This window comes from Marinobacter sp. M3C, from assembly GCF_023311895.1.
Taxonomy (GTDB): Bacteria; Pseudomonadota; Gammaproteobacteria; order Pseudomonadales; family Oleiphilaceae; genus Marinobacter.
The window spans coordinates 1,833,331-1,855,502 of record NZ_CP092284.1 but is presented as its reverse complement, the minus strand read 5'-3'; the positions used below and the strand labels follow the sequence as shown (position 1 = coordinate 1,855,502).

Annotated in this window: 22 protein-coding genes; 19 read left to right on the top strand and 3 right to left on the bottom strand. The window is 56.4% G+C overall.

Annotated elements, in window-relative coordinates; all coding sequences use genetic code 11:
- Position 1: 1 nt before the first annotated feature.
- On the bottom strand, positions 2 to 1,663 hold the full coding sequence (ettA, locus tag MIH18_RS08585) for an energy-dependent translational throttle protein EttA (protein WP_249014321.1): 1,662 nt from the start codon (positions 1,661 to 1,663) through the stop codon (positions 2 to 4).
- Positions 1,664 to 1,965: 302 nt separating this feature from the next.
- Between ettA and glyA the strand changes: the two genes are divergently transcribed.
- From glyA to MIH18_RS08540, 9 genes are all read left to right on the top strand, one after another.
- Positions 1,966 to 3,219, top strand: coding sequence for a serine hydroxymethyltransferase (gene glyA, locus MIH18_RS08580; protein ID WP_249014320.1), 1,254 nt, complete (start codon positions 1,966 to 1,968; stop codon positions 3,217 to 3,219).
- A 69-nt stretch (positions 3,220 to 3,288) separates the two neighbouring features.
- Positions 3,289 to 3,804 (top strand): transcriptional regulator NrdR, encoded by a 516-nt coding sequence (nrdR, locus tag MIH18_RS08575; RefSeq protein WP_249014319.1) that lies wholly within the window; start codon positions 3,289 to 3,291, stop codon positions 3,802 to 3,804.
- On the top strand, positions 3,801 to 4,916 hold the full coding sequence (ribD, locus tag MIH18_RS08570) for a bifunctional diaminohydroxyphosphoribosylaminopyrimidine deaminase/5-amino-6-(5-phosphoribosylamino)uracil reductase RibD (protein WP_249007665.1): 1,116 nt from the start codon (positions 3,801 to 3,803) through the stop codon (positions 4,914 to 4,916). The genes nrdR and ribD overlap by 4 nt, the downstream gene beginning before the upstream one ends.
- A 53-nt stretch (positions 4,917 to 4,969) precedes the next feature.
- The gene (gene ribBA / locus MIH18_RS08565; RefSeq protein WP_249014318.1) at positions 4,970 to 6,085 is read left to right on the top strand and encodes a bifunctional 3,4-dihydroxy-2-butanone-4-phosphate synthase/GTP cyclohydrolase II; all 1,116 of its coding nucleotides are present in this window, start codon (positions 4,970 to 4,972) and stop codon (positions 6,083 to 6,085) included.
- Positions 6,086 to 6,128: 43 nt separating this feature from the next.
- A complete protein-coding gene (gene ribE / locus MIH18_RS08560) occupies positions 6,129 to 6,605 on the top strand; it encodes a 6,7-dimethyl-8-ribityllumazine synthase (RefSeq protein WP_018405127.1) in 477 nt (158 codons plus the stop codon).
- The gene (nusB, locus tag MIH18_RS08555; RefSeq protein WP_249007667.1) at positions 6,605 to 7,105 is read left to right on the top strand and encodes a transcription antitermination factor NusB; all 501 of its coding nucleotides are present in this window, start codon (positions 6,605 to 6,607) and stop codon (positions 7,103 to 7,105) included. The genes ribE and nusB overlap by 1 nt, the downstream gene beginning before the upstream one ends.
- Positions 7,106 to 7,113: 8 nt before the next feature.
- Positions 7,114 to 8,079, top strand: coding sequence for a thiamine-phosphate kinase (thiL, locus tag MIH18_RS08550; RefSeq protein WP_249014317.1), 966 nt, complete (start codon positions 7,114 to 7,116; stop codon positions 8,077 to 8,079).
- A 41-nt stretch (positions 8,080 to 8,120) separates the two neighbouring features.
- Entirely contained in the window at positions 8,121 to 8,651 is a 531-nt protein-coding gene (locus MIH18_RS08545; RefSeq protein ID WP_249014316.1) for a phosphatidylglycerophosphatase A, read from the top strand.
- A gap of 142 nt (positions 8,652 to 8,793) precedes the next feature.
- Positions 8,794 to 9,456: a DUF2057 family protein gene (locus MIH18_RS08540; protein WP_249014315.1), complete on the top strand. Its 663-nt coding sequence runs from the start codon at positions 8,794 to 8,796 to the stop codon at positions 9,454 to 9,456.
- Between the two features lie 100 nt (positions 9,457 to 9,556).
- Here MIH18_RS08540 and MIH18_RS08535 read toward each other — a convergent pair whose 3' ends face one another.
- A complete protein-coding gene (locus MIH18_RS08535; RefSeq protein WP_249007671.1) occupies positions 9,557 to 10,525 on the bottom strand; it encodes a polyprenyl synthetase family protein in 969 nt (322 codons plus the stop codon).
- A 254-nt stretch (positions 10,526 to 10,779) separates the two neighbouring features.
- Here MIH18_RS08535 and rplU point away from each other — a divergent pair, with 254 nt between their 5' ends.
- The 4 genes from rplU (at position 10,780) to proB (ending at position 13,907) form a co-directional block, all read left to right on the top strand.
- The gene (gene rplU, locus MIH18_RS08530; protein ID WP_249007672.1) at positions 10,780 to 11,091 is read left to right on the top strand and encodes a 50S ribosomal protein L21; all 312 of its coding nucleotides are present in this window, start codon (positions 10,780 to 10,782) and stop codon (positions 11,089 to 11,091) included.
- A gap of 34 nt (positions 11,092 to 11,125) precedes the next feature.
- Entirely contained in the window at positions 11,126 to 11,386 is a 261-nt protein-coding gene (gene rpmA / locus MIH18_RS08525; protein ID WP_014870019.1) for a 50S ribosomal protein L27, read from the top strand.
- A gap of 169 nt (positions 11,387 to 11,555) precedes the next feature.
- Entirely contained in the window at positions 11,556 to 12,749 is a 1,194-nt protein-coding gene (cgtA, locus tag MIH18_RS08520; protein WP_249014314.1) for an Obg family GTPase CgtA, read from the top strand.
- 30 nt (positions 12,750 to 12,779) lie between these two features.
- Entirely contained in the window at positions 12,780 to 13,907 is a 1,128-nt protein-coding gene (gene proB / locus MIH18_RS08515) for a glutamate 5-kinase (protein WP_249014313.1), read from the top strand.
- A 72-nt stretch (positions 13,908 to 13,979) separates the two neighbouring features.
- Here the strand turns inward: proB and rpsT are convergent, their stop codons facing one another.
- Positions 13,980 to 14,249, bottom strand: coding sequence for a 30S ribosomal protein S20 (gene rpsT / locus MIH18_RS08510; RefSeq protein WP_098422175.1), 270 nt, complete (start codon positions 14,247 to 14,249; stop codon positions 13,980 to 13,982).
- 388 nt (positions 14,250 to 14,637) lie between these two features.
- Between rpsT and murJ the strand changes: the two genes are divergently transcribed.
- The 6 genes from murJ to ispH all read left to right on the top strand — a co-directional run bounded on the left by murJ (position 14,638) and on the right by ispH (position 22,050).
- Positions 14,638 to 16,134, top strand: coding sequence for a murein biosynthesis integral membrane protein MurJ (gene murJ / locus MIH18_RS08505; protein WP_249014607.1), 1,497 nt, complete (start codon positions 14,638 to 14,640; stop codon positions 16,132 to 16,134).
- A 115-nt stretch (positions 16,135 to 16,249) separates the two neighbouring features.
- Positions 16,250 to 17,230 (top strand): bifunctional riboflavin kinase/FAD synthetase, encoded by a 981-nt coding sequence (gene ribF / locus MIH18_RS08500; protein WP_249007674.1) that lies wholly within the window; start codon positions 16,250 to 16,252, stop codon positions 17,228 to 17,230.
- 34 nt (positions 17,231 to 17,264) lie between these two features.
- Complete coding sequence (gene ileS / locus MIH18_RS08495; RefSeq protein WP_249014312.1) at positions 17,265 to 20,084, top strand: isoleucine--tRNA ligase; 2,820 nt, start codon at positions 17,265 to 17,267, stop codon at positions 20,082 to 20,084.
- A complete protein-coding gene (gene lspA, locus MIH18_RS08490) occupies positions 20,084 to 20,614 on the top strand; it encodes a signal peptidase II (protein WP_249014311.1) in 531 nt (176 codons plus the stop codon). Before ileS ends, lspA begins: the two co-directional genes overlap by 1 nt.
- Before the next feature lie 5 nt (positions 20,615 to 20,619).
- The gene (locus MIH18_RS08485) at positions 20,620 to 21,072 is read left to right on the top strand and encodes a peptidylprolyl isomerase (protein ID WP_249014310.1); all 453 of its coding nucleotides are present in this window, start codon (positions 20,620 to 20,622) and stop codon (positions 21,070 to 21,072) included.
- A 27-nt stretch (positions 21,073 to 21,099) separates the two neighbouring features.
- Entirely contained in the window at positions 21,100 to 22,050 is a 951-nt protein-coding gene (gene ispH / locus MIH18_RS08480; RefSeq protein WP_249014309.1) for a 4-hydroxy-3-methylbut-2-enyl diphosphate reductase, read from the top strand.
- Positions 22,051 to 22,172 lie beyond the last annotated feature (122 nt).

The window sequence follows — 22,172 nt, the reverse complement described above, 5'->3', positions numbered from 1 at the left end:
ATCACGCTAGTTTCTTGTACTTCATGCGCTTCGGAACCATGGCAGAATCGCCTTTGCGTTTCTTGTGGTCTTCGTCGTAGTCGCTGAAGTTGCCTTCGTAATAAATCACTTCGCCGTCGTCTTCAAACGCCAAAATGTGAGTGGCTACCCGGTCTAGAAACCAGCGGTCGTGAGAGATCACCAAAGCGGAACCTGGGAAGTTCAACAGGGCTTCTTCCAGGGCACGCAAGGTTTCTACGTCCAGATCGTTAGTAGGTTCGTCAAGCAGCAGCACGTTGCCGCCTTCTTTTAACAGGCTGGCCAAGTGCAGGCGATTGCGCTCGCCACCGGACAAGTCACCCACCCGCTTTTGCTGGTCGGAGCCTTTGAAGTTAAAACGGCCGGCATAGGCTCGCGATGGCGTTTCGTAGTTGCCTATCTTGATAATGTCCTGGCCTTCGCTGAGCAGCTCCCAAACGGTTTTGCTGCCGTCCAGATCTCGGTTCTGGTCCACATAAGCCAGCTTTACGGTCTCGCCGACGGTAATGCTGCCGGCATCGGGTTGGTCTGCGCCGATGATCATGCGGAACAGTGTGGATTTACCTGCGCCGTTTCCACCGATGATGCCCACTATGGCACCCTGTGGTACTCGTAACGACACGTTTTCATACAGCAGGTGATCGCCAAAAGCTTTACTAATGCCGTTTACTTCAATCACCTCGTCACCTAAACGGGGCCCGGGTGGAATATATAGCTCATTGGTTTCGTTGCGTTTTTGGAATTCCTGCGAGCTCATTTCTTCGAAGCGCGCCAGGCGGGCCTTACTCTTGGACTGGCGGCCTTTGGCGTTACTGCGAACCCATTCCAGCTCGTGTTTCACGGCTTTTTGATGTGAGGCTTCTTGCTTGGATTCCATCTCCAGGCGATTCTGTTTGTTTTCCAGCCATTGGCTGTAGTTGCCTTCAAACGGAATACCGTGGCCGCGATCCAGCTCCAGAATCCAGCCGGCAACGTTATCCAGGAAGTAACGGTCGTGGGTGATGGCCACAACAGTCCCTTCGTAGTCGTGCAGAAAACGCTCCAGCCAGGCAACCGATTCGGCATCCAGATGGTTAGTGGGCTCGTCCAGCAGTAGCATGTCCGGCCCCGACAGCAGCAAGCGGCACAGGGCAACGCGGCGGCGTTCGCCACCGGACAGGTTTTTCACCATCTGGTCCCAGGCCGGCAGGCGAAGGGCATCGGCGGCGACTTCCATTTTGCGTTCAATGTCGTGGCCGTCGGTGGCCTGAATCACAGCCTCCAGTTTTTCCTGCTTTTTGGCTAGGGCGTCAAAGTCGGCATCCGGTTCGGCATAAGCGGCGTACACTTGGTCGAGTTCTGCTAGCGCGTTGTGAACTTCGGCTACGGCTTCGTCGACAATCTCCTTAACGGTCTTGCTGTCGTCCAGCTCTGGTTCTTGAGGCAGGTAGCCCACATTAATGCCGGGCTGGGGGCGGGCTTCGCCGGAATAATCCTGATCAATGCCGGCCATAATGCGCAGCAGAGTGGATTTGCCAGACCCGTTCAAACCGAGCACGCCAATTTTGGCGCCCGGGAAAAAACTCAGGGAAATGTCCTTGAGTATCTCGCGTTTGGGCGGAACCACTTTGCCAACGCGGTTCATTGTGTATACGTACTGGGCCATAAGAGTGGAATCCTCCGGGGTTTCAAATGTGTGGAATTAACCGCAGTAAGGTAGCGAAATGGCCCAGTTATAGCAATTGAAGCAGATTTCACTTTGCTTGGGGACAGATTTCACTTTGCTTGGGGACAGATTTCAAATCTGTCTCCCGCTTCAAATCTGTCCCCGATTTGAGCAGTACGGAATTATGTGTTGGCCCGCGTCAACAGTCGTTGGCGGTTTAGAGGGTGATTTTACCCCCGACAATGAGCTATAATAGCGGGCTAAAATTTACGGTCAGCCAAGCACACAGAGGCAGCGCATCCATGTTTAATCGTGATATGAAAATCGCCGGTTTTGACGACGAGCTCTGGAACGCCATGCAGGCGGAGAGCCATCGCCAGGAAGCTCATATCGAGCTGATTGCGTCGGAAAACTACACCAGCCCGCGGGTGATGGAAGCGCAGGGCAGCGATTTGACCAACAAGTACGCCGAAGGTTATCCCGGCAAGCGTTACTACGGCGGTTGTGAGTTTGTAGACATTGCCGAGCAGCTGGCTATTGATCGCGCCAAAGAATTGTTCGGAGCGGCCTACGCCAACGTGCAGCCGCACTCTGGTTCACAGGCCAACTCGGCGGTATTTCTAGCTCTGCTGAATCCGGGCGATACGGTACTGGGCATGAGCCTGGCCCACGGTGGCCACCTGACCCATGGCGCCAGCGTGAATTTCTCTGGCAAAATCTACAACGCCGTTCAATATGGTATCGACACCGACACAGGTCTGATCAATTACGACGACGTGGAAGCGTTGGCGGTGGAGCACAAGCCGAAGATGATCATTGCCGGCTTCTCCGCTTATTCGCAGTATCTTGATTTCGCCCGTTTCCGCGAGATTGCCGATAAAGTGGGTGCCTACCTGTTTGTCGACATGGCTCACGTAGCTGGCCTGGTGGCAGCGGGTGTTTATCCTGACCCGGTCCCCCACGCCCACGTGCTGACCACAACGACCCACAAAACCCTGCGCGGCCCCCGCGGCGGGCTGATTCTGGCCTGCGACGACGAAGCTCTGCACAAGAAGCTGAACTCCGCGGTATTCCCCGGTGGCCAGGGTGGCCCGCTGATGCACGTGATCGCGGCTAAGGCAATCTGCTTCAAAGAAGCCATGAGCCCCGAGTTCAAGACGTATCAGCAGCAAGTGGTTAAAAACGCCGCGGCCATGGCCGAAGTATTTGTTGATCGCGGTTTTGACGTGGTGTCCGGCGGTACCAAAAATCATCTGTTCCTGTTGAGCCTGATCAAACAGGAGATCACCGGTAAAGACGCCGATGCAGCACTGGGCCAGGCTCATATCACCGTGAACAAAAACGCGGTACCGAACGACCCGCGCTCGCCGTTTGTTACGTCGGGTCTGCGCATCGGTACGCCGGCCATTACCACTCGTGGTTTTGCCGAAGCGGAATGTCGCGAACTTTCCGGCTGGATTTGTGACATTCTTGCCGACCTGAACGACGAAGCCGTGATTGACCGTGTGCGCGGGCAAGTTGAAGCCATGTGCGCCCGCTTCCCGGTATACGCGTAAGTTGCCCGTTGTTACCCCGGGTCAGGCCTGTTTAGGTCGGGCTTGGGGTTCTCTTTAGAGTTTCTGATTATGCATTGTCCATTCTGTGCCGAAGACGATACCAAAGTGATTGACTCGCGCCTGGTGGCAGAGGGCAATCAGGTGCGTCGCCGCAGGGAATGTTTTTCGTGCCGCGAACGGTTCACTACCTTTGAAACCGCCGAGCTGGTTATGCCGCGGGTCGTGAAACAGGACGGCACTCGCCAGCCTTTTGACGAAGAAAAGCTGCGTTCCGGGCTGATGAAAGCGCTGGAAAAACGCCCGGTCAGTATCGAGCAAATAGATACCGCACTGAGCCACATCAAGGCGCAGTTGCGTGCCACCGGCGAGCGCGAAGTAAAGTCTATGCGTTTGGGTGAAGAGGTGATGACTGAGTTGCGCCAGCTAGACAAAGTAGCCTATGTACGGTTTGCGTCGGTGTATCGCAGCTTTCAGGATGTGAACGAATTCAAGGAAGAAATCGAGCGTCTTACCGCCGGCAATGGAGATTCGGTGGCAGATGTAGCTAAGGCGCTGGCGGATTCGGGCGCGGAAAAAAAGTCATGATCACCACTCGCGACCGGGCCTTTATGGCCCGTGCTGTCCAGTTGGCCTGGCGTGGCCGTTATTCCACTCACCCGAACCCCCGCGTGGGCTGCGTGATTGCGCGCGGGGATCGCATTCTGGGTGAAAGTTGGCATGAACGCGCCGGAGAAGCCCACGCCGAAGTGCGTGCTTTAAGCCAGGCCGGTACTGCCGCCCGCGGCTCTACGGCGTATGTCACTCTGGAACCCTGCAGTCATTTCGGGCGCACACCGCCCTGCGCCAAAGCGCTGATAGAAGCCGGGGTTGCACAGGTTTTTTTTGCCACGCTGGACCCAAATCCGAATGTTTCCGGGCGCGGGCTGGAAATGCTCAGGGCTGCTGGTATTCGCGTTCACGTGGGTTTACTGGCAGGCGAAGCCGCCAAGCTGAACCCGGGCTTTATGAAACGCATGACCAGCGGGCGCCCTTGGGTACGGCTGAAAATGGCCGCTAGCCTGGACGGCCGCACTGCCATGGCGTCGGGCGAAAGCCAATGGATCACCGGGCCAGAGTCGCGCAGCGACGTTCAGCGCCTGCGTGCCATGAGCGACGCCATTTTGACCGGAGTGGGTACGGTGCTGGCGGACGACCCGTCGTTAACCGTGCGGCGCGCAGAAATGGGCGATATTGGCAGCGCTACCGAGCCTGCGCGGCAACCGCTACGGGTAATTGCCGACCGCGATACCCGCACGCCGGCATCCGCTAAAATCTTCCGCGGCGGTAAAGTACAGGTCTTTTGTGCCACCTCCTCGCTGGCGACCAGCGCGGCTCAAGATTTGGCTGCGTTAGGTATACGCCTGCGCGGCGTGGCTTGGCACGACAAGGGCGTAAACGTGGCTGAAATGTTGGACACGCTGGGCGATATAGGCATCAATGAAGTACTGGTAGAGGCCGGGCCAACTCTGGCGGGCAGCTTTATCAGTGAGGATCTGGTGGATGAACTTTGGCTCTATCAGGCCCCGGTATTCCTTGGCAGTACCGGGCGGCCAACGGCCAGTTTGGCGCTGGAATCCATGGCAGACAAAATACAATGGCAGGTGCTTGACCGGCGTCAGCTAGGCGTCGACCAGAGACTGATTCTGGCGCGTCGCTAACTATCAATTCACGGAGGCTCCGGGCAGGAGCGCTGCAAGGGTGCAACCGCGTTATGGCACTGAATACGATCGAAGATTTAGTTGAAGATATTCGTCAGGGCAAAATGGTTATTTTGATGGACGATGAGGATCGCGAGAACGAGGGCGACCTGGTCATGGCGGCTGAGCATTGTGAAGCCGAGCACATCAACTTTATGGCCCGTTTTGGTCGTGGGCTGATCTGTATGCCGATGACCCGCGATCGCTGTAAACAGTTGGGGCTGTCGTTAATGGTTAACCAGAATGCTTCTGGTTTTGGCACTAAGTTCACCGCGTCTATTGAGGCAGCGGAGGGTGTTACCACCGGGATTTCAGCTGCGGACCGCGCTCGTACGGTGCAGGCCGCTGTAGGCCGCGATGCCCAAGCATCAGACGTGGTGCAACCGGGCCATATTTTTCCGCTGATGTCAGACGCCGGCGGCGTGCTCAGCCGCGCTGGCCACACCGAAGCGTCTTGCGATCTGGCTACGTTGGCGGGTTGTGAGCCTGCGGGCGTGATCTGTGAAATTATGAAAGATGATGGCTCTATGGCGCGGCGCGAAGATCTCGAAGCCTTTGCCGCCGAGCACAACCTGAAAATAGGCACCATCGCAGACCTGATACACTACCGCACCACCAACGAACGTACGGTTGAATGCATAGAGCAAAACGAGCTGGACACTGAATACGGCCTGTTTAAGCTGCACACTTACCGTGACAGCATTCATGGCACCATTCATCTGGCCTTAACCATGGGGGATATTTCCCCGGAGCAGCCGGTGCATGTGCGTGTACACATTACCGATACCCTGCGCGACTTGTTGGGAGCCCGCCGGCGCGATTCCCGCAGTTGGCCGTTGCATCGGGCGCTGCAAAAGGTGGCTGCTGAGGGGCTCGGTGTTGTGGTTTTGCTCAACGGTGCTGAAGACAGTTACAACCTGGAAGACCGTATTCAGGAATTCTATGAACATGGCCGTAGCGGTGCCGGCAAAGACAGCTCTGGCGTGTACTTTACGGTAGGCACTGGTTCGCAAATTCTGCGTGATATTGGTGTGGGCAAAATGCGCCTGTTAAGCCCGCCGATGAAATTCTCCGCCATTTCCGGTTTTGATTTGGAAGTGGTTGAGTACGTGCCTTATATTCCCGAATGATCAATCCGCTGCCGTATGTTGCGGCAGCCTGAAGGAGCCACCGATGGCGGAAATTCAAGTAATTGAAGGCGATTTTATCCACTGCAGCGGCCGTTATGCTCTGGTTGTGGGGCGGTTTAACGGTTTTGTGGTAGAGAGCCTGGTGGACGGTGCCCTGGATACCCTGACCCGCCACGGTATCGCGGATGAAGACATTGTTGTGATTCGTGTACCAGGTGCTTACGAAATGCCGTTGGCGGTCAAGCGCGTGGCAGAAACGGGTAATTACGACGCCATTATCGCCCTGGGCGCGGTTATTCGTGGTGGCACGCCGCACTTTGAGTACGTTGCTGGCGAAGCTGCCAGTGGTTTAGGTGCTGTCAGCCTGGAAACCGATATTCCGGTAGCCTTTGGTGTTTTGACCGTGGATTCCATCGAACAGGCTATTGAACGTTCAGGCACCAAGGCCGGTAATAAGGGCGCAGAAGCGGCCATTACAGCGCTCGAAATGGTCAGCCTGTTCAAGAAGCTGGGTGAGTAATGAGCCTACCTGAAGACACTATTCCTGGTTCATCTCCCGAGCCAACCTCAAACCCGGGAAAACCTGCCCAGCCCAAAGCCGGTGATCGCCGCCGCGCTCGCGGAATGGCGATGCAGGGGTTATACCAGCGCCATTTCAGCAAAAGCGCAATTTCTAACATTGAAGCCGAGTTCATGGTCGATAACGACATGAGCAAAGTGGACCTGTTGTATTTTCGTGACCTGCTGCACGGCACCAGCCGAGAGCAGGCTGAACTGGACCGCTTGATCGAGCCGTTTCTGGATCGCCCGCTGCAAGAAGTCGATCCGGTAGAGCTAGCCATTGTGCGCTTGGGCGCCTATGAGTTGAAATTTCGCCTGGATGTGCCCTACAAAGTCGTCATTAACGAAGGCATTGAAATGGCGAAACGCTTTGGCGGGACTGAGGGCCACCGGTTTGTAAACAGCATCCTCGACAAACTCAGCCGCCGGCTGCGGCTGGCTGAAATTCGCCCGCGTTAGTGGCAGCGATGGGTGAGTTTGAGCTGATTCGCCGCTACTTTGCGCCAATGGCGAAGGCTGCCAAGCCTGCCTTAGACGGCTCCGGTTTGTTGCTTGGAGTGGGTGACGATTGCGCTATTCAGCGTGTGCCTGCCAATCAAGACCTGGTGTTTTCAGTGGACACGCTGGTTGAAGGCGTGCATTTTCCAGTTAGCTATTGTCCGCGTTTTTTGGGTTGGCGCGCGCTCGCTGTTGCGGTGAGTGATCTGGCCGCTATGGGCGCACAGCCGGTGTGCTTTACACTGGCTCTGACCTTGCCTGCGGCCGATGAAGCCTGGTTGGAAGGCTTTGCCGCCGGGCTGGCTGAAGCCAGCCAACAGTTTGGCATTGTGCTGGCCGGTGGTGATACGACTCGGGGGGCCCTAACGCTGAGCTTGCAAGTGCATGGCACCGTTCCCCGAGGCCAGGCTCTGCGTCGCGACGGCGCACGTGAGGGAGACCTGGTGTGCGTTAGCGGCCAACTGGGTGATGCCGGTGCGGCGCTGGATTTTTTGTACGACACGGCTCCCGCAACAGACGCCGCCAGCGTACTGCAGCGCTACCATTACCCGCAGCCACGGCTGGAACTGGGTATTGCGCTGCGTTCGGTGGCTTCAGCAGCGGTTGATATCTCTGATGGGCTGCATGCCGATTTGCTGCATATTTTGCGGGCCTCTGGCGTGGGTGCAACCATCGATCTTGCAGCACTACCTCTGTCGACAGCCCTGCGGCGGATAAAGGGCGACGCAGCGGCAGGGTTTGCATTGCAGTCTGGTGACGATTACGAACTCTGCGTAACCGTTCCCGAACAGCGCTGGGCCGCCGCCAGCCGCGGGTTGCAACAGCAACTGACGGTTATCGGGCAGGTGCAGCAGGAGCCGGGCTTGCGGCTAAATGCAGACGCAGGTATGGTTTATTCACGGCGTCCGGGCTTCGACCACTTTTCGATCACTTAGCAGCGGGTTGCTGACATTCTTCATACTTCATCAGGGTCCCGATGAGCCAGAACGACTTTTCAACAGAACCGGATTTGCCAGAAGGCTTATTACCGCCCGGATTTTTGCGTGATCCTGTTCACCTTCTTGCGTTTGGCTTCGGCAGCGGCGCAATGCCCCGTGCACCCGGAACCTGGGGCAGCCTGGCGGCCATTCCTATCTGGTACACGTTTGCCTGGCTACCCAAGCCAATATACTGGGCGATTGTGGCTCTGGCGTTCATTGTGGGTGTGTGGCTGTGCGGGAAAACTTCCCGCGATCTGAAAGTGCACGATCATGGCGGTATTGTCTGGGACGAGTTTGTGGGCATGTGGATTGCCCTGGGGCTGTTTCCGGACCACATCGTTGGTGTATTGCTTGCGTTCGTCATGTTCCGTTTGTTTGATATTATAAAACCCTGGCCCATCAACTGGCTGGACGAGCGCCTACCTGGGGGCTTCGGTATTATGGTGGACGACGTAGTGGCTGCCATAATGGCCCTGGTTTGCCTTTACCTGATTGATTTATGGATTATGCCGCAGGTTTTTTCCTGACAACGGCATAGTTTTTGTAAAACAGGGCCTGCGCCGCTTGCCCTGTTCACGGTCGCTGGTCAGAATGCGTATAACAAAAGCTGGCTGTAGCCGATACAGTTGATTTTGCACCTTTTCTTTATTGTTGCATCAAGGAGATTCAATGAATCATTGCCGTCTGTCTGGCTCGTTTTCAGTTTTCCGGTTGCTGCTGCCTGCCGTTATGCTGGTAGTTCTTGCTGGCTGCTCCAGTTCCATGACCCGTATAGAAACTTGGCAAGGTAATCCTGCCCAGGCCGTGAATGCGGCGACGTTGAAAGCGCCGGGAGAAATTCGGGTAACCCAGGTTAACGGGCGTTCCGTGGGTAACTTCCTGATGAACGATCTGGCGCTGGACTACGCCTTGTTGCCCGGTAAAAACGATGTGGTGTTTGTTTACAAAACCATCTGGGCAAAGACCACTGTCGTGGATAACGGCGAATCCAAGGTTGACGTAGTTGAAAGCAAGCCGCAACTGGCCAGCTTTGACGCTAAAGCCGGCACCGTTTACGAGTTTCGCTTTGACAAGCCGGCGACGCGTGGAGAAGCCGAACGTGAGATGAAAGATTTTTCAGCAGAGATTGTAAGCAGTGCTGGCCAGGTAGCGACCGCATCGGCGAATTACGTGCCAAGCCAGGCGCCGGCCAGAACACCTATTCCGGGAATAGCAGGCGTTCAAGCGACATCAGCCGCAGCGCAAGGCAATGCTCTGGACACTCTGAAGGCCGTGTGGGCAACCGCCTCAGACGAAGAGAAGAAAAACTTTCTGCGCTGGGCGTTCGAGTAACGCTCACGTTCTAGAAAGGCTGCGTGCCACAAAAAAACCTGCATCGTAGCGATGCAGGTTTTTTTGTGGGTAAAGAGTTTCGATTGCCGGGGGCTGCTGTTTAGTTGATACGGGCAACCGCAATGTCGGTCAGCAGGTGGAGCGCGTCCAGGTGATCGCTAGCGGGTAGACTTTGCAAGCAGTCCTTGGCCTGCTGCGCCTGATCTTTGGCTTTAGCCATGGCGTAATCCAGCGCGCCGGTGGTGTTTATAATCGCCAGCACCCGTTGCAGATCGTCTAGCCCGCCCTTGCGGATCGCGCGGCGAATCAGCTGTTTTTCGTCATCGTTACTGTTGGCTATTGCATAAATCAGCGGCAATGTGGTTTTGCCTTCGGCCAGATCATCACCCACGTTTTTACCCATGGTTTCGGCGTCACCGCGATAGTCCAGTACGTCGTCCACCAGTTGAAACGCCAGCCCCAGGTGCTTGCCATAATTTTTCAGTGCTTCTTCATGGGCGTGGCTTGCGCCGGCCAGCAAGGCGCCGGAGTGCGATGAGGCCTCGAACAGCATCGCCGTTTTGTTATGAATCACCTGCATGTACTGGTTTTCGGTCAAGTCTGGATTCTTCACATTCATCAACTGCATCACTTCGCCTTCGGCTATCACCGCGGTGGCGTGTGATAGCACCTTCATGATTGGCAGGCTTTCCAGCTCGACCATCATTCCAAAGGCGCGGGCGTATAGAAAGTCGCCCACCAGCACACTGGGTGCGTTGCCCCACTTGGCGTTGGCAGTGCTGCGCCCCCGACGCATGTCGGAGGTGTCCACCACGTCGTCATGGAGAAGGGTGGCGGTGTGCAAAAATTCGATAACAGCGGCCAGTTTCAGGTGATTGTCTTCGTTGTAGCCGGCAGCGCGGCTTGCAAGCAGGACCAGCAGCGGCCGCAAGCGTTTGCCGCCGCTTTCAATAATATACTGCGCAATTTTTTCGACCATCGGAACATCGGATGACAAACGCTGAATAATCAGTTCGTTAACGCGGCTGAAGTCGTCTGCTACGGTGTCGTAGATGCGTTGGGTTGTCATGAAGGGTTCCGGTGTTTGGCGGTGTTGTTGCTGTCGATAAAACAGGCGGGTCGCAGCAATGCTAGGTAACAAGGCGAAGGGTGTCAACGTAACAAGGTCAAGAGTGTCAACATAGCTTGTATTGCGTGTCGGCTTTTCGTACAATCACGCGCCCAACTCATCCCAACCTGCGCTCCCTGCTATAGGGTCGCCAAAGCGCTTCCCTTAGAACCAGGTGGATAAGAGCAGGGATGGGTCAATCGCGGAGAGCAGACATGTACGCAGTTATTGTTAGCGGTGGCAAACAGCACCGTGTAAAGGAAGGCGAAACTCTGAAGCTGGAGAAGCTGGAAGTAGAAACCGGTAGTAACATTGAATTCGACCGTGTTTTGCTGATCGCCAACGGCGACGATGTTAACGTAGGCGCGCCGGTTGTTGAAGGCGCCAAAGTGACTGCGGAAGTCGTCAGCCACGGTCGTCACGACAAGATCCAGATCATCAAGTTCCGTCGCCGGAAGCATTCTATGAAGCGTCAGGGCCACCGTCAGTGGTTTACTGAAGTAAAGATCACGGGTATCCAGGGCTAACCCCGGGAATCACCCCTTAATTAGGAGGCTTATCATGGCTCATAAAAAAGCAGCAGGTAGTACCCGTAACGGTCGCGATTCCGAGTCGAAACGACTTGGTGTGAAGCGCTACGGCGGCGAAAGTGTATCCGCAGGCAGCATTATTGTTCGTCAGCGTGGCACGCGTTTTCACCCAGGCACCAACGTTGGGCTGGGCAAGGATCACACCTTGTTCGCCAAAGCCGAAGGCCAGGTGAAGTTTGAAGTAAAAGGCCCTAAGAACCGCAAATATGTAAGCATCGTTTCAGCTGCATAAGTAGTGGTCTCTGAAAGCCCCGCACCGCTTTATTGAGGCTGCGGGGTTTTTTGGTTTGTAGGGTTTCGCTTTTAGTGCACCGTTATCAGCAAGAGCTTCAGCCGACATCGTAAAGATCAGCCAGCACCGTAAAGAACAGCAGCCAATACCATAAAGAGCATCAGCCAATATGAAATTTGTAGACGAAGCCACCATCATTGTGGAAGCAGGTACAGGCGGCCACGGTTGCCTGAGTTTCCGCCGTGAAAAATACGTGCCTCGGGGCGGGCCTGACGGTGGCGATGGTGGCGATGGCGGTTCTGTGTATCTGGAAGCCAACGATGCCCTGAATACTCTGATTGATTACCGCTTTCAGCGCCAGCACAGAGCCCATAACGGCGAGCAGGGTTCCGGCCGCAACTGCACCGGTATCAAAGGCGAAGATCTGGTGCTGCCGGTACCGGTAGGTACCACCATAGTGGACATGGACACCCACGAAGTGCTGGGTGACTTGACCCGCATAGGCCAGCGCCAGAAAGTCGCTCAGGGTGGTTTTCACGGCCTGGGCAACACCCGCTTTAAGTCCTCTATTAACCGTGCGCCGCGGCAGACTTCAAAAGGCTCCGAGGGTGAAACCCGGAATCTGCGGCTAGAGCTGAAAGTACTGGCCGATGTGGGCCTGTTGGGTATGCCCAATGCCGGTAAGTCGACCTTTATTCGTTCTGTATCTGCGGCGACGCCAAAAGTGGCGGACTATCCGTTTACCACCCTGGTGCCAAACCTGGGCGTGGTCAGAGTGCAGAATCACCAGAGCTTTGTGATTGCCGATATTCCCGGCCTGATTGAAGGCGCAGCCGAAGGTGCCGGTCTGGGCATCCGCTTTCTGAAGCATTTGGTGCGTACCCGCCTGCTGCTTCACCTGGTAGACGTGGCCCCCTATGACGGTTCATCGCCGGCTTATGCGGTAAAAGCCATCGCCCACGAGCTTGAAAAATTCAGCGAAACACTGGCTAATCGCGACCGCTGGCTGGTGCTGAATAAACTCGACATGGTGCCGGAAGATGAGCGTGATGCGCTCTGCCAGGCCATCGTTGATGAGCTGGAATGGAAGGGACCGGTATTCAGTATCTCTGCTCTGAGCGGCGAAGGTACCAAGCCCCTGACTCAAGCCGTTATGCGCTGGATTGAGGAGCGTGCGGCAGAAGAGGCTGAAAACCCCGAAGCTGCCGAGCAGGAAGCAGCCCGCCGCCGCCAGATGGATGAAGAGGCGCGCGCCCGCATCACCGAAGAAAAGATGGCTCGCCGCGCGGCCCGCGAAGAAGACAGCGATGACGACTTCGACGACGATGATGGTGACGTAGAAGTCGTTTACGCGCCGGAGTAAGTGGCACCTGTAAGAGACTGTATTCAAATCATGACTGAACGCGCCCAACTGCAACAGGCCCGCCGCCTGGTGGTGAAAATCGGAAGTGCTCTGCTAACCAACGACGGAGAAGGCTTGGACGTGCCTGCTCTGGGCCGCTGGGTAGACCAGATGGCGGCGCTGATGCAGGCCGGTGTCGAGTTGGTGGTGGTGTCATCCGGCGCTGTTGCCGAGGGCATGAGCCGTTTGGGCTGGACTCGCCGGCCGCAGCAGGCACATGAATTGCAGGCAGCCGCAGCCGTAGGGCAGATGGGGTTGGTACAAACCTGGGAGGCCCAGTTCAAGCGCCACGGCATACACACCGCCCAGATTCTTCTGACCCACGACGACCTGTCTGACCGAAAGCGTTATCTGAATGGCCGCGGCACTCTGCGGGCGTTATTGGAGCTGGGCGTTGTGCCGATCGTGAACGAGAACGACACGGTGGTGACCGATGAAATCCGCTTTGGTGACAACGACACCCTGGGTGCGTTGGTGGCCAATGTGGTTGAGGCTGACGGCCTGATTATCCTCACCGATCAGCTGGGTCTGTTTGATAAAGACCCGCGCAAACACAGCAACGCAACATTGGTGAACGAGTGCTTCGCCAGTAACCGCGACTTGGATTCCATGGCTGGCAGTAGCGCCGGCGCGGTGGGCCGCGGGGGCATGCAGACCAAGCTTCGCGCGGCGCGGTTAGCGGCACGCTCAGGGGCCTTCACGGTGATTGTGGGCGGGCGCATCGACAATGTTCTGGGGCGTCTGCGCGAACGCGAAGCGCTAGGGACGCTTTTATTGCCGGAGCAGGGCCGTGTAGCGGCTCGCAAGCAGTGGCTGGCCAGTCATCTGCAAACCCGGGGTACTTTAGTGATTGATGATGGCGCGGCGCGGGTGTTGCGTCAGGGTGGTCGCAGCTTGCTACCGGTTGGCGTTACCCGTGTCACCGGTGAATTCCGCCGCGGCGAAATGGTGGCGTGTCTGGATGAGCAGGGTAAAGAAGTGGCTCGCGGCCTGGTAAATTACGACGCCGCTGCTGCGCGTTTGATTGCTGGCCAGTCCAGTGATCGCATCATGGAATTATTGGGCTTTATGACCGGCGAAGAGCTGATTCACCGCGATAACATGGTGATTGCCTCTTAGCGTTATTCCTTGCCGTTTCTGCAGACATAAAAAAACCGGCCAGCTGGCCGGTTTTTTGTGCACCCAAATGGCTTACGCCGCTTGCAGTGCCTTCACCTTGATATTCAGGCGGCTCTTAATACGAGCAACCTTGTTCTTGGGGAAGATACCCTTGTTAACCATGCTGTCCAGAATCGGCTGGGCTTGCAGAAAAGCAGCTTTCGCGCCTTCATAATTGCCTTCGGCGATTTGAACGTGAATCTTTTTCATGTACGTACGAGCCATAGAACGCAGGCTGGTGTTGTGCTTGCGACTGTTCTCGTTTTGACGTGCACGCTTTTTGGCTTGCGGGGAATTTGCCACCGTAAAACTCCTGAAAGTACTTGAATTCGTTGCTGAATATTTGGTTTGAGAGCGCCAGATGCAGTTGCAGTAACCCTTCAGTCACCCGTATCGCAACTCTCTTTCATCGCGGGCGCGCCAGGTCCAGCGCGTCGAAATAAATGACGCGGAACTATGCCGCCAACGGCGAGACTTGTCAAGTCAAGAAGTGATCAATGCCAGCGGAGGCAGGGCATGTGGTAAACTCCCGCTTCTCTATATTCTCGTCGGCCAAAACACCATGTCTGAGCAATCCCCCGGGTCCCAGGGCCCGACACCCGAATTGCCGCGCCCATCAGAGCCTTCGGTGCCCGCCGTGAGCGCGATTAAATCTGCGCCTGGCCTGCTGCGTTCGTCTGGCGTAGTAGGGATGATGACCCTCACATCAAGGGTGCTGGGGTTGGTTCGGGATATGGTGATCGCTCGTTATTTTGGCGCCGGTGCGGGAGCAGACGCGTTTTTCGTAGCCTTCAAAATTCCCAATTTTTTGCGTCGGCTGTTCGCTGAAGGAGCGTTTTCGCAAGCGTTTGTGCCCGTGCTGTCGTCTTATCGCGAAAACCAACCGATAACGGAAGTAAAGCGTTTGGTGGATGCAGTCGCCGGTTCACTCGGTCTGGTGCTGCTGGCGGTCACTCTGGTGGCAATGCTGGGCGCACCGGTGCTGACGACGGTGTTTGCCCCGGGCTTTTTGGGCGACGACATAAAATTCGCGCTGGCCAGCGACATGTTACGGATCACCTTTCCATATTTGTTATTGATTTCGTTGACGGCGTTTGCCGGAGGCATTCTTAACAGTTACGACCGCTTTGCCATTCCCGCGTTTACACCGGTGTTGTTGAATCTGGCGATGATTGCTGCTGCCGTGTGGCTGGCGCCGCTCATGAACGAACCGATAATGGCGCTGGCCTGGGGTGTGCTGATTGCGGGTGCTTTGCAGTTGTTTTTTCAGCTACCGTTTTTGATGCGCCTGGGTTTGCTGCCGCGGCCGCGGGTGGATTACCGCCACGAGGGTGTTAGCCGGATTCTGAAGCTGATGGTGCCGGCGCTGTTTGGCGTATCGGTAAGCCAGATAAACTTGCTGCTGGATACCGTTCTGGCCTCGTTTCTGCAAACTGGCAGTGTGTCTTGGCTGTACTATTCCGATCGCCTTACGGAGTTGCCTTTAGGAGTGTTCGGCATAGCCATTGCCACGGTGATTTTGCCCAGCTTATCCCGCAAGCACACAGCGGACTCGGCGGATCAGTTCTCCGCCACTCTGGACTGGGCGTTGCGGGCGGTGTTAATCATTGGCGTACCGTCTGCGCTGGCCCTGGGATTGCTGGCCGAGCCGCTCATTGCCACTTTGTTTCACTATGGCGAAGTGACTGATTTCGATGTGGCCATGTCGGCTCAGAGCCTGCGCGCTTATTCTGCTGGCCTGCTGGCGTTCATGGTCATCAAGGTGCTGGCGCCGGGCTTTTTTGCCCGTCAGGACATTCGCACCCCGGTGAAAATTGGCATCATTGCCATGGTCGCTAACATGGTGTTCAACCTGATACTGATCTTCCCCTTGGCGCACGCAGGCTTGGCGCTGGCTACATCGGTTTCAGCGTGGCTCAACGCCTTTTTGCTGTGGCGCGGTTTGAAGGCCATCGGCGCCTGGCGCAGCCAGCCCGGCTGGGGCAAGTTCGGGCTGCAGCTTGCGCTGGCGAACGGCGCGCTGGTGGCGGTGATTTTGTGGCTGAACGCGCCGGTGAATCAGTGGCTGGCGGCCGGCGGCTTTCAGCGCTCCCAGGATATGGCAATACTGGTGATTGCAGGCGCACTTGCGTACTTTGGTACACTGGCGCTGGCCGGGGTGCGTATAAGACATTTTCGCCACAGGTAAGGTATAATCCCGCGCCCTATCATGATGTGCCAAACGCTTACTGACTCTAATTTTTGGCACGATTTTATTGCCGTTATTGATTGGCAATATTCACTAGCAAAGAGGTTTGCTTTGCATGCGCTTTATTCGCGGCCTGACCAACCTGAAAACGCTGTCGCAATCGGGCGAAGGCCCACTGGCGCGTGGCTGTGTGGCCACCGTGGGCAACTTTGACGGCGTTCACCGTGGCCATCAAGCGATTCTGGAACAGGTAAAAACGCAAGCCGCAAAGCACAACTTGCCCTCGGTGGTGGTGATTTTTGAGCCCCAGCCCCAGGAGTTCTTTCGCGGTGTGGATGCGCCGCCGCGGCTGACCGGTTTCCGCCAAAAAGTGGAAGCTTTGCGAGGGCAGGGTATTGATGCGGTGCTGTGCTTGCGTTTTGACGAGCAGTTCCGCCAATTTTCGGCCTGGGGCTTTGTGGATAGCCTGCTGATTCAAGGCCTGGCGGTGAAACACCTGGTGGTGGGCGACGACTTCCGTTTTGGTTGTGACCGCTCCGGTGATTTTAATTTTTTGGAGAAAGTGGGCGCCGACGCCGGCTTCACGGTTGAAAACACCCGCACCGTGGTGGTCGAAGGGGACCGCGTTAGCAGCACTCGCATCCGTAAACTGCTGGCTGATAACCAGTTGGATAGCGCCGAACATTTGCTGGGGTGGAAATATCACATTGCTGGCCGCATTGTTTATGGGCGCCAGCTGGGGCGTGAGATTGGCGCGCCAACGGCGAACATCCGCCTGGCCCAAATGCCCGCCTTGCAGGGTGTTTACGTGGTAAAGGTAAGGTTGGCCGATGGCACCGAGCACGACGGCATTGCCAATATTGGCTTGCGGCCGACCGTCGACGGCAAACACCCGGCACTGGAAGTGCACCTGTTTGATTACGCCGGCACGCTTTACGGCCAGAGGCTAGATGTCACCTTTCGCCACGGCCTGCGCGATGAAGTTCGCTTTGAATCGGTGGACGCCCTGAAAACCCAGATAGCCAAAGATTTTAGTAGCGCCCGGCTTTGGCTAGCCCAGAACCTTGCTGCGAATCACACTACGAATACCGACTGACCTAAACTGACCCAATAGAGCACGCACAGCCATCATGAGCGACTACAAGCACACTCTGAATCTGCCGGAAACCGCTTTTCCCATGCGCGGTAACCTGGCCAACCGCGAGCCCGAAATGCTCAAGCGCTGGCAGGACCTGAACGTATACGCCAATCTGCGCGAACAGCGCGCCGGGCGTAACAAGTTCATTCTTCACGATGGCCCTCCTTACGCCAACGGCAGCATTCATATTGGGCACGCGGTTAACAAAATCCTGAAGGATATGATTGTTAAGTCCCGCGGATTCATGGGCTTTGATGCGCCTTACGTGCCCGGTTGGGACTGCCATGGCCTGCCTATCGAGCACAAAGTAGAGCAGAAAATCGGCAAAGCTGGTGTGAAGGTCGATTTCAAAACCTTCCGCCAGGCCTGCCGCGATTACGCGACCAAGCAGATTGCCGGGCAGAAAGCCGACTTTATTCGCTTGGGCGTGATGGGTGAGTGGGACAAGCCTTACCTGACCATGGACCCGAAAGTAGAAGCGGGCATTGTGCGTGCGCTCGGTAAAATTGTTAAAAAGGGCCACCTGGTGCGCGGCTACAAGCCAGTGTACTGGAGCGTAGTAGGGCAGTCGGCTCTGGCCGAAGCGGAAGTAGAGTACCAAGACAAGACATCTACCCAGATCGACGTGCGTTTTACCGCAGTGGATCAAGCCAAAGCCCTGTCGCTGTTCAATACCAGCGCCGGTGAGGGCGATGTGTCCGTCGTCATCTGGACAACCACGCCCTGGACCATTCCCGCCAATCAGGCGGTGTCATTGGGCGCCGAGCTGGATTACTCGCTGGTGCAAGCCGATGTCGGCGCCGGTCCCGAGCGAATGATCATGGCCAGCGCTATGGTAGAGGGCGTTATGGCACGCTGGGATGTGACCGGTTACCAGGTGCTGGCACAATGCACCGGTGCCCAGCTGGAGCATCTGGCGCTGCAACACCCGGTTTATGACAAACAGGTACCGGTGATTCTGGGCGATCACGTGTCTACCGACGCAGGTACTGGCGCCGTTCACACCGCGCCAGACCACGGTGTGGAAGACTTTGTGGTAGGTAAAATCTACGGCATTGGCACCCTGAATATGGTTCAGGCCGATGGCACCTACACCAGCGCTACCGGCGAGTTCGCCGGTGTTCACGTATATAAGGCTGATGACCCGGTCTGCGACGCGCTGACCCGGGAAGGCAAACTGGTACGCAAAGAAAAGTTCCGCCACAGCTTTCCCCATTGCTGGCGCACCAAAACACCGCTGATTTACCGCGCCACACCGCAGTGGTTTATCAGCATGGAAAAAGAAAACCTGCGCGCCGACGCTCTGGAAGCGATTAAGGGCGTGCGCTGGGTGCCTACCTGGGGCCAGAACCGCATCGAAGCCATGGTGCGCCAGTCGCCAGATTGGTGCGTATCGCGCCAGCGCACCTGGGGTGTGCCGATTACCCTGTTTATCCACAAAGAAACCCAGGATCTGCACCCGAACACCCAGAGCCTGATCGAAAAAGTGGCTCAGGCTATCGAGATCGATGGCATTGATGCCTGGTATGACCTGGATGCCCGCGAGCTGTTAGGCGACGACGCCGATCACTACGAAAAAGTGCTGGACACCCTGGACGTATGGTTTGATTCCGGTGTGACCCACGATTCGGTATTGCGAGTGCGCGAAGAGCTGGGCCAATTCCCGGCCGATTTGTACCTGGAAGGTTCTGACCAGCATCGCGGCTGGTTTCAGTCGTCCCTGAAAACCTCCATCGCCATCAACGGCGTGGCACCGTACAAGCAGGTGCTAACCCACGGCTTTACCGTGGATGGCAAGGGTTACAAAATGTCCAAATCCTTGGGCAACGTGATCGCGCCACAAGAGGTTACTAACGACCTGGGCGCCGACATCCTGCGCCTGTGGGTTGCGGCCACCGATTACAGCGGTGAAATGACCGTCTCTAAAGACATTCTGCGTCAGAGCGCCGACGGCTATCGCCGCATCCGCAACACCGCGCGCTTCCTGATGAGCAACCTGACCGGCTTCGAGCCGACCGAGCACACCGTGGCTCCGGCCGATATGCTGGCGCTCGACCGCTGGATGGTAGATCGAGCACTGCAATTGCAGAACGAAATCCACGAAGACTATGAAAACTACGCCTTCCTGAAGATTTACCAAAAGGTATACAACTTCTGTGAATCCACTCTGGGCGGCTTTTACCTCGACATCATCAAAGATCGCCAGTACACCACCCAGGCCGACAGTCTGACGCGGCGTTCGTGCCAGACCGCGCTCTACCATGTAGCCGAAGCGCTGGTGCGTTGGATTGCACCGATTCTCAGCTTTACCGCCGATGAAATCTGGCAGCACCTGCCGGGCGAGCGCGGTGACACCGTATTCTACGAAATCTGGTACCAAGGCCTGAGCGAAATGCCCCAGAGCGTGGAGCTGGGCCGTGATTACTGGCGTGACATTTCCGCTGTAAAAGAAGCGGTGAACAAACGCCTGGAAGACGCCCGCAAGCAAGGCGTTATAAAGGGCTCCCTGAGCGCCGAAGTAACGCTGTTCTGCGACGGCGAGTTGGCTGAAAAACTAAAACACCTGGGCGAAGAATTGCGCTTTGTGCTGATTACCTCGGAAGCCGATGTAAAGCCAGTAAGCGAGGCGATTGACGCCGAACAAACCGGTTATGAAGGGCTGTGGGTGCAGGTGCGCCCCGCCAGCAATATCAAGTGCGAGCGCTGCTGGCACCACCGCGTCGACGTGGGTAGCCACGCAGACCACCCCGATTTGTGCGGTCGCTGTGTTACCAACGTGTATGGCTCGGGTGAAACCCGCGCCTTCGCCTGATGGGGTCTGCCATGGGAAAATCCGGCGATAGCGCTAAGCCCCGCGCGGGCAAACTGAAGTGGCTGTGGTTGACGGTGCTGGTGATCGCGATTGATCTGGGCACCAAAGCCCTGGCTACCGCCATGCTCAGTTACGGCAACCCGGTACCGGTGATGCCGCTGTTTAACTTTACGCTGCTGCACAACACCGGCGCCGCCTTTAGTTTTTTAGCCGGTGCCGCAGGCTGGCAGCGCTGGTTCTTTGTGATCCTGGCGTTGGTGGTCAGCGTAGTGCTGGTGCTATGGCTGAGAAAACTGGAGCGCCATGAAACCTGGTCTGCCATTGCCTTCGCGCTGATTCTTGGTGGTGCCTTGGGTAATGTGTACGACCGGGTGGTACACGGTTACGTAGTGGATTTTCTCCATTTTTATTGGCAGAACTGGCATTTCCCGGCCTTTAATCTGGCCGACACCGCCATCACCATTGGCGCCGCCATGATCATACTCGACACGTTTCGCAAGCCCGCCGATGCGGACAAAAAAGGCGACTGACCATCATGAAAGAACTTCCTGTAGACAAAGGCACCCGGGTTACCCTGCATTTTGCGCTGAAATTTGACAGCGGCGAAGTGGTTGATACCACCTTCGACAAAAAACCGGCCACCCTGGATATTGGCGATGAAAATTTGCCAGCGAATTTTGAAGCCTATCTGATGGGCATGAAAGCCGGTGACAAAGCCAGCTATCAGGTGCCACCGGAAAAAGCCTTTGGCCAGCGCAACCCGAACAACTTGCAGGTGATGAAGCGCCACGAGTTCGGCGCCGACATGGTGCTGGAGCCAGGCGTGGTGGTCTCATTTGCCGACGCGCGCCAGCAAGAACTGCCGGGTACCATCAGCCGGGTAGAAGGCGACGAGGTGGAAGTAGACTTCAACCACCCGCTGTCTGGGCGTACACTGACCTTTGACGTAGAAATTATAGACGTAGAGCCGGTAGGGCCTGCGCACTGAACTCCTGTGGGCTGAGATAGGAACACTATGCAAATTCGTCTGGCAAACCCCCGTGGATTCTGCGCCGGTGTCGACCGCGCCATTGATATCGTTAATCGCGCTCTGGACGTGTTTGGCGCACCTATTTATGTACGCCACGAAGTGGTGCACAACAAATTCGTGGTAGACAACCTGCGCAAGCGCGGCGCTATCTTCGTGGAAGAACTGAGCGAAGTGCCAGACGACAAACTGGTAATTTTCAGCGCCCACGGAGTGTCCCAAGCCGTGCAAAAAGAGGCAGCCGACCGTGGCTTGAAAGTCTTTGACGCTACCTGCCCGCTGGTCACCAAGGTGCACATAGAAGTCATGCGTTACAGCCGTGACGGCAGCGAATGCGTGCTGATTGGCCACCATGGCCATCCGGAAGTGGAAGGCACCATGGGCCAGTACAACTTTGCCAACGGCGGCGATATCTACCTGGTGGAAAACGAAGCTGACGTAGCCACGCTGGACGTAAAAAATCCTGAAAAACTGGCTTATGTCACCCAGACCACGCTTTCAATGGACGACACTGCTCGGGTAATTGATGCCTTGCGCGCCAAATTCCCAAAAATTGAAGGCCCGCGTAAAGACGACATCTGCTACGCCACCCAGAATCGCCAGGACGCCGTCAAACAACTGGCCGGCGACTGCGACCTGATGCTGGTGGTGGGTTCCCCCAACAGCTCCAACTCCAACCGCCTGCGCGAGCTGGCGGAACGCATGGGCACACCGGCCTACCTGATCGACGAAGCCGCACAAATTGACCCCGCCTGGCTAGACGGCAAAAAATCAATTGGTGTAACCGCCGGCGCTTCCGCACCGGAAGTACTGGTAAGCGCCGTGATCGCCCGCCTGCGGGAACTGGGTGGTGACGTTCCGGACGAGATTGCCGGGCGTGAGGAGAATATTGTGTTTTCTATGCCGAAAGAGTTGCGCATACCCACTGTCGAAGTCTGAACCCGTCTTTTGTAGGGGTCTGCTTGAGCAGACTCTTCGCGCCATCTTTTTGCTGCAGAATGTGAATAATATCGCGCTTCGCATACTCGAAAAGCCGCCTGTCCGGCGTGTCTGTCCGTTCA

Excerpts from the sequence above, each read along its gene's own strand:
- ettA (WP_249014321.1), bottom strand. The coding sequence starts at position 1,663 with ATGGCCCAGTACGTATACACAATGAACCGCGTTGGCAAAGTGGTTCCG.
- glyA (WP_249014320.1), top strand. The coding sequence starts at position 1,966 with ATGTTTAATCGTGATATGAAAATCGCCGGTTTTGACGACGAGCTCTGG.
- nrdR (WP_249014319.1), top strand. The coding sequence starts at position 3,289 with ATGCATTGTCCATTCTGTGCCGAAGACGATACCAAAGTGATTGACTCG.
- ribD (WP_249007665.1), top strand. The coding sequence starts at position 3,801 with ATGATCACCACTCGCGACCGGGCCTTTATGGCCCGTGCTGTCCAGTTG.
- ribBA (WP_249014318.1), top strand. The coding sequence starts at position 4,970 with ATGGCACTGAATACGATCGAAGATTTAGTTGAAGATATTCGTCAGGGC.
- ribE (WP_018405127.1), top strand. The coding sequence starts at position 6,129 with ATGGCGGAAATTCAAGTAATTGAAGGCGATTTTATCCACTGCAGCGGC.
- nusB (WP_249007667.1), top strand. The coding sequence starts at position 6,605 with ATGAGCCTACCTGAAGACACTATTCCTGGTTCATCTCCCGAGCCAACC.
- thiL (WP_249014317.1), top strand. The coding sequence starts at position 7,114 with ATGGGTGAGTTTGAGCTGATTCGCCGCTACTTTGCGCCAATGGCGAAG.
- MIH18_RS08545 (WP_249014316.1), top strand. The coding sequence starts at position 8,121 with ATGAGCCAGAACGACTTTTCAACAGAACCGGATTTGCCAGAAGGCTTA.
- MIH18_RS08540 (WP_249014315.1), top strand. The coding sequence starts at position 8,794 with ATGAATCATTGCCGTCTGTCTGGCTCGTTTTCAGTTTTCCGGTTGCTG.
- MIH18_RS08535 (WP_249007671.1), bottom strand. The coding sequence starts at position 10,525 with ATGACAACCCAACGCATCTACGACACCGTAGCAGACGACTTCAGCCGC.
- rplU (WP_249007672.1), top strand. The coding sequence starts at position 10,780 with ATGTACGCAGTTATTGTTAGCGGTGGCAAACAGCACCGTGTAAAGGAA.
- rpmA (WP_014870019.1), top strand. The coding sequence starts at position 11,126 with ATGGCTCATAAAAAAGCAGCAGGTAGTACCCGTAACGGTCGCGATTCC.
- cgtA (WP_249014314.1), top strand. The coding sequence starts at position 11,556 with ATGAAATTTGTAGACGAAGCCACCATCATTGTGGAAGCAGGTACAGGC.
- proB (WP_249014313.1), top strand. The coding sequence starts at position 12,780 with ATGACTGAACGCGCCCAACTGCAACAGGCCCGCCGCCTGGTGGTGAAA.
- murJ (WP_249014607.1), top strand. The coding sequence starts at position 14,638 with ATGATGACCCTCACATCAAGGGTGCTGGGGTTGGTTCGGGATATGGTG.
- ribF (WP_249007674.1), top strand. The coding sequence starts at position 16,250 with ATGCGCTTTATTCGCGGCCTGACCAACCTGAAAACGCTGTCGCAATCG.
- ileS (WP_249014312.1), top strand. The coding sequence starts at position 17,265 with ATGAGCGACTACAAGCACACTCTGAATCTGCCGGAAACCGCTTTTCCC.
- lspA (WP_249014311.1), top strand. The coding sequence starts at position 20,084 with ATGGGGTCTGCCATGGGAAAATCCGGCGATAGCGCTAAGCCCCGCGCG.
- MIH18_RS08485 (WP_249014310.1), top strand. The coding sequence starts at position 20,620 with ATGAAAGAACTTCCTGTAGACAAAGGCACCCGGGTTACCCTGCATTTT.
- ispH (WP_249014309.1), top strand. The coding sequence starts at position 21,100 with ATGCAAATTCGTCTGGCAAACCCCCGTGGATTCTGCGCCGGTGTCGAC.